Below are 6,095 nucleotides of genomic sequence, written 5' to 3' on the forward strand. Positions count from 1 at the left end.
TCTCTTTTCGCGGCAGGGAGCATACCTCGGATCGGATCAGTCCGCCGTTTCCGCATGCCTGTACGCCGGTCGCAGGAACAGGAATGGCTTCGTCACGCAAATCCGGTGTCATGCTGGATTGCACCGACATATGTCCATTCCAGCACAGGAACGCACCATGGCCGCCGCCGCAAATAGGAAGATATCCGTTTCGATGCGGTTTCGTAGCGATGATCTCACCATCATCGACCGCGGCGCGGAACTGCTTGGCCTGTCGCGCACCGAGTTCATGCGCCGCGCAGCACTCCATGAGGCGCAGGCGACCATCCTCAACGAAACCATCATCCGCGTGTCCCCCGAAGCCTGTGACGCCTTCATGCAGGCGATCTCAGCCCCGGCCGCTGCGCCCCCGCCGAAGGCGACCGAGCGGCTGCGTCGGCCCCCGCCCTGGAACCGCTAGGTGGCGCTTTCAGGCATCGAACTCCTCGATGACGCACACCGCCTCGACAGCTTCGATTGCGGCAAGCCGGCGCTCAACGCTTGGCTGGCCGGCTTCGCGCGAACGAACCAGGCCCGCGGGTTTACCCGCGTCCTGGTCATTCACGACGAGCGAACAGTCGTCGGCTATTACGGCCTCGCGCCGGGCGTGATCCAGCCAAACAGCGCACCGCGCGCCATCCGCACCGGACGGCCGCCCGATCCGATCCCCTGCCTGCTGATTGGACAACTCGCCGTCGACCATCGCTATGCCGGACAAGACATCGGCAGCGGCCTGGTCAAGGACGCGCTGCATCGCTGCGTCGCCGGCGCCGACATCGTCGGCGGCCGCGCGGTGGTGGTGCGGGCGATCGACGCCGAGGCCGAGCGCTACTGGCAGAGCTGGGGCTTGATTCCCGCGCTGGACAATCCGTCGGTGCTCATGCGCTCAATGCCGGACGTGAGCCTCTGGCTGGTTTTTCTTCCGCACTCATGATCGCAATTGCCGCATGTTGACTCTACAACACGGGTATCGCCCTCCGACCAGAGTCGAGATTGTCAGGGCTATGTTGCGTCATCGCCACAAGCTCCGGAAAGGGCACCCTCCTGCGAAGTCGCAACCTGCTCTTCAGGCAAGTTTGCTGTCGGGCGATCCATTCATATCCTATTCGGGAATGTCCGGTACGCCCCCATAGTCGAGATGGGGCAAGCCAGTGTAGGGGCGCGTTGAGGGCGTGTAGCGCTCGGCCGGGCAGTCCATGTCGAGCGCCTGGTGCGGGCGTTCTGAGTTGAACTCGTTGATGAAGTCGTCGAACCTGGCCTGCTGTTGGAGGAAATTGGCGCCGGCCGGTTTGGTGGTCTCCTTCTTCAGGGTGAGGTGCATACGCTCATGGCGTCCGTTCTGCTGCGGGCAGCCTGGCTTGATGCGCTCGATATCGATGCCCAGGCGCAGCCACCAGACCGACAGCTTGCTGAGATTGAACAGCGCGTTGGGACTGGCGAAGGGAACATCCAGACTCCAATCGCACGTCGGCCCGTACCACATGGCCGACGTGCTTTCGCGGGAAGCAGTGAGACGAATGAAGCGATCGGTGTTGACGACGATAGCCCGGCCGATTTGCTAATCAGGCATGACCGTTTCAAAGAACCATAGCACCGATCCCGGCAAAATTTACCGGCCACAGCCGAAAAGCGCCGCCACGCTCATTCCAACGACGAAGTCTTGGTTTAAGGCGAGGTACTCTCTTAGCTGATCGCGATTTGCTACCCCAGCGGGAGGTAGGGGCACCACGATGTTCACCACAGCCGCTTCATCGATGATTGCCTTAGTTGGTCGATCAAGAATGTCATTAAACGCTGCAGTCAGGGAAAATGCGTCCATGGTTCCTATGTTTCCTGTACTGTCAGGCAAGACGCGGAACCATTCTGCGATGATCGCCTGCGCAATTTCGGTTTGCTGTCTATTGCGTTTGGCCTTTGCTCGCGCCATAGAATTCTCCGTTCATAGGAACCAGTCCAAACTAGCAGGCTTCTGACAAACTCGAAACACCTATACGGCCCCCCACGGGAGATGGTCAAATGCGGTGCATTCCAGCGGTACTTCTTGCATCAATGGCGTGGGTAAATGTCCCATCCGCGAGCGCTCAGGACGCCATCCCAGGCGGCGTCATAGCGGAGTTCCAGCAAAAGGCTGACAACAGTTCCATCGTTTGGCTTCGAAGCGACAAAGATTATTCGACAACAGACATTGAAGCACTTGCGCGAAAAATTCTAGGGGATACTTATATCGCCGAGCAGGGAGGTGAGGAATTCCTTACTAAAAATGTCGGCAATTTCACCCTACTTCGAGCGTTTTCCCTGCCCGTATCTGCCGCGATAGCGAAAGCTCGTATAGCAGAGGGAAATCTATCTTCAGAGATAGCTGCGATTCATTCTAATTCACTTGTGTACGGAATGGGATCCGAGTGCGGGGAAGAAGAAGACCAGAATTCAATCTCTAATTCAGAATCCCTTCCATTGAATATTCGGAGAGTTAATCCCAGTCCTACAAGCGTAGGTACGCTACAGAAAATAGTCTGGATTGTCGACAGCGGTGTAGCTCCGGGCTCGGACATAGCAAGCGAACTAAACATCGTTGAGCAGCGGCTTTGCACCGTGAGTTGCATGCCGGAAGGCGTCACGGACTTGGTTGGGCATGGCACTATGATCGCAGGGATTATCGGTGCAAGGATTGGCAACAACAAGGAAATGATCGGAGTTGCGCCCGGAGTTAGAATTGTTGCCCTCAGAATTTTCACGACCTCGTATCCAGTCGACCTGCTGAGCAACGCGTTGGCGGCGCTACAGTATATCAACACCGTAGCAACGGCAGGTGACGTAGTAAATGTAAGTTTCGGATCATATTATAATCCGCTCAAGGTGCCTGGGGCAACCGCTGGGACATTCGATCTCAGCAACGAATCGAAAACTGAGGGGCTACTGCGGGAGCTTGCTAAAAATCGCATGCTGTTTATTTCACTCGCTGCCGGCAACACGGATGTTGTAGGCGGATCGGGATATGTGCAGACGATCTCGCCGGCGCGGGCTGGCGGATATCGCGATCCACCGACCGGCACTCCCACCGGAGCGGTGCTCACAGTGTCGGCTGTGCGCAGCAGAAACCAGGCGAACTGGAAAGACACCTTCTGGAAGTTTTCCGCATATGGGAACGGTGATATAAATTCTGCTAACGGTCTACAGTTGGGACCGCCTGATTTCGCGGCGCCAGGCGTCCGAATTAGGTCCCTGTGGCCGGGCAGTACCGCTAATCCAAACGGCCAAACCAATGTCTGTTCAGGAACGTCATTTTCTGCTGCGCATGTTTCGGGACTGCTTGTGTATGGAATGCCATCGACCGACAAACGAGCGCTGTGGGATCCATCGGCCCTAATTCCAGGAAAATCCCCTGGCAGTGAGGTTCAGGCTGACTATGAGACAGGCAAGCAGGATCCGATCGCCAAGAAGCCCTAAGCATTTCGCGATATCTTCTCACTGGATGACAACGTGACGTGGACCTGCTGTTGGCATAGGGGGCACAGCGCGGCTTGGCCGCCATTTTGAGGCAGCAACCCGTTGTCTATCGAGCATTGCAGGGTCGACCGCACATTCGCAACAAATGAACAGTCTTCGCCCCACGAGAACCGTTCGGGAGTTGTGCCTTTCCTGAGCGGGGAATCGGGACTGATGCCCGGGAACGCGGCCGCTGACTCCGGCCCAAAATGATGCAGGACAATGCCTATGCACCCCAAGCTTCGCAAAAGGCTAGCCATCAGGTGTCTGCGGCTAATCATTGGGATTCTCCCAGTTCGCACTGACTATGCTACCGCCGCGCTACACTACTGTCGAGGGTGGACACGCAAGCATGTCTGACCTTGCCCCTCTGATCTAATCCGGTTTGAAGTTCGTTCTGGCCCATCGAGAGGACCAGGACATGAAACGTAGCCGCTTCTCTGAAGAGTAGATCATCGGAATTTTGAAGGAACATGAGGCCGGGGTATCGGTTGCCGATCTGTGCCGCAAGCACGGGGTCAGCGACCCCTCGATTTACAACTGGAAGGCCCGCTTCGGCGGGATGGATGTCTCCGAGGCTCGGCGACTGAAGGCTCTGGAGGACGAGAACACGCGGCTGAAGCGGCTTCTGGCCGACGCCATGCTCGACAATGCCGCGTTGAAGGATCTTGTGGGAAAGAAATGGTGACGCCCGCGGCCAAGCGGAAAGCTGTCGCTCGCCTGAAGGAAGGCTTCGGGATGAGCGAACGGCGGGCGGGTAAAGCCATCGGCTGTTGCCGCATGACGGTTCGCTACGAGACCAGCAGGCCGGACGACCGCGAGCTTCGCGAGCGGATGAAGGCGATCGCGCAGGAGCGTCGCCGGTTCGGCTACCGGCGTCTTTTCGTGATGCTGAGGCGGGAGGGCCTGGTCGTGAACCACAAGAAGCTGTTCCGGCTCTATCGGGAGGAGAAGCTCGCGGTTCGCCGCCGTGGCGGCCGCAAACGGGCGATCGGGACCAGGGCGCCGATGGTGGTGCCGCTGAGGCCCGACGAGCGCTGGTCGCTCGACTTCGTATCGGACCAGCTCACAGACGGGCGCCGCTTCCGCATCCTGGCCGTCGTCGACGACTGCACGAGAGAGTGCCTGGCACTCATCGTTGATACGTCTCTCTCGGGCATGCGGGTTGCCCGCGAATTGGACCGGCTCATCACCGAGCGCGGCCGGCCGAGAATGATCGTCAGCGACAATGGCAGCGAGTTCACCTCGAACGCCATCCTCTCCTGGGCGGATCAGAACCGCGTCGAATGGCATTACATTGCGCCCGGCAAGCCGATGCAGACGGATGTTGTAGAATAGCCCGTTCTTCTCATTCGGCGGCTTTTTCCACAGCCTTCTGCCTTTCCGGCCTCGTTCGCCATCGGGAAGTCGCTGCTGAATAGGCAGCTTCCGCCTTCTCGACGCGGGATCGTTCTTCGGCGCGCTTGGCCGGGATGTTGTAGTCGAAGGCGGTGCCGCGTCTGGCATGGCTGGTCGGAAGGCCGGCACGCAGCTCGACCGATCTGAACTTGCGGGCGAGCAAGGCCGGCCGGGCCCAGATGTAGTCGGTATCCTTGCTCAGCATGTGCCAGATGATCATTGCAAGCTTGCGCGCAGTGGCGACGGCCGCGATGTGCTTCCCGCGGCGCGAGGCGATCCGCTTATAGAAGGCGCGAAGAGGTCCTGGCGATCGCACAGCCGCCCATGCCGCCTCGACCAGCATCCCCCGCGCATGGCCGCGGCCCTGCTTCGTGATGCGCCCGTGATAGGCTGGCCCCTCACCGGACTGCCGCACGCTCGGATTGAGGCCAAGATAGGCAACGAGCTTCTGTGGATCGCTGAAGCGCCGTATGTCGCCGATTGCCGCGGCAACGCTCGCAGCCACGGTGACGTCGAGGCCGGGCAACGTCATCAGGCGGCGGATTGTCGGATCCTGGAGGGCATGTACGGCGATATCCGCCTCGACCACCGTCAACGCCTCGTTGATCTGGTTAATCAAGCCGAGGTGGCGCTCGATGGCGGCGCGCTCATCCGCAGGCAATATTTGCCTCGTCAGCCATTTGCGCCCGCTGATCCCGACGAGGTTCCCATGCGGACACGGCGGGATCAGGTGGGCGTGGAGGATTGACTGGATCAGGTTCTTCAGCCGCGAACGCTGGCGAACCAGCTGTGTCCGCCTGGTGACCTGTCTTCGGAGGGCAAGGGTCCCCGGATCCGGAACCCAGACCTCCGGCAGAAAGCCCGAGGCGTAGAGCTTCGCAAGGACAGTGGCGTCGATCGTGTCAGTCTTCACCTTCGCGTGCGCGATCATGTGCACCTGCTTGGGATTGGCGATCACGATCCGATCGACGTAGGGCGACAGCACTTCAGCGACGGCAGCAGCATTGCCCGTGGCCTCGATCACCACATGATCATCGTGGGTGAGTTCCTTCCTGGCGAACTCCTCGAGCTTATTGCGCAGCATTTGAACGCGGCCGAGCTTGACGATCTTGCCATCAAGCAACGACACGACCTCGGCGGCTACGCGGTGTATGTCCATGCCGATAATACGCACGGTTCCCTCCATCGTTGGT

General features: G+C 59.4%; 5 protein-coding genes and 2 pseudogenes. 4 read left to right on the forward strand and 3 right to left on the reverse strand.

The features are described 5' to 3' along the window. The first annotated feature begins 157 nt into the window (after positions 1-157). Both NKI67_RS31405 and NKI67_RS31410 read left to right on the forward strand, forming a co-directional pair. A complete protein-coding gene (locus tag NKI67_RS31405; RefSeq protein WP_352648679.1) occupies positions 158-439 on the forward strand; it encodes a type II toxin-antitoxin system TacA family antitoxin in 282 nt (93 codons plus the stop codon). Continuing rightward, positions 440-952, forward strand: a complete 513-nt coding sequence (locus NKI67_RS31410; RefSeq protein WP_352648680.1) for a GNAT family N-acetyltransferase — start codon at positions 440-442, stop codon at positions 950-952. A 195-nt stretch (positions 953-1,147) separates the two neighbouring features. Here NKI67_RS31410 and NKI67_RS31415 read toward each other — a convergent pair. Both NKI67_RS31415 and NKI67_RS31420 read right to left on the reverse strand, forming a co-directional pair. Beyond that, positions 1,148-1,465: pseudogene (locus NKI67_RS31415) on the reverse strand (integrase core domain-containing protein); the annotation flags it as partial. A gap of 162 nt (positions 1,466-1,627) precedes the next feature. Beyond that, positions 1,628-1,945, reverse strand: coding sequence for a hypothetical protein (locus tag NKI67_RS31420; protein ID WP_352648682.1), 318 nt, complete (start codon positions 1,943-1,945; stop codon positions 1,628-1,630). A gap of 89 nt (positions 1,946-2,034) precedes the next feature. Between NKI67_RS31420 and NKI67_RS31425 the strand changes: the two genes are divergently transcribed. Beyond that, entirely contained in the window at positions 2,035-3,465 is a 1,431-nt protein-coding gene (locus tag NKI67_RS31425) for a S8 family peptidase (protein ID WP_352648684.1), read from the forward strand. Positions 3,466-3,955: 490 nt separating this feature from the next. After that, positions 3,956-4,839: pseudogene (locus NKI67_RS31430) on the forward strand (IS3 family transposase); the annotation flags it as partial. A gap of 13 nt (positions 4,840-4,852) precedes the next feature. Here the strand turns inward: NKI67_RS31430 and NKI67_RS31435 are convergent. After that, entirely contained in the window at positions 4,853-6,076 is a 1,224-nt protein-coding gene (locus NKI67_RS31435; RefSeq protein ID WP_352648690.1) for an IS110 family RNA-guided transposase, read from the reverse strand. Positions 6,077-6,095 lie beyond the last annotated feature (19 nt).

It is taken from the genome of Mesorhizobium sp. M0408 (genome assembly GCF_040321495.1).
Classification (GTDB): domain Bacteria; phylum Pseudomonadota; class Alphaproteobacteria; order Rhizobiales; family Rhizobiaceae; genus Mesorhizobium.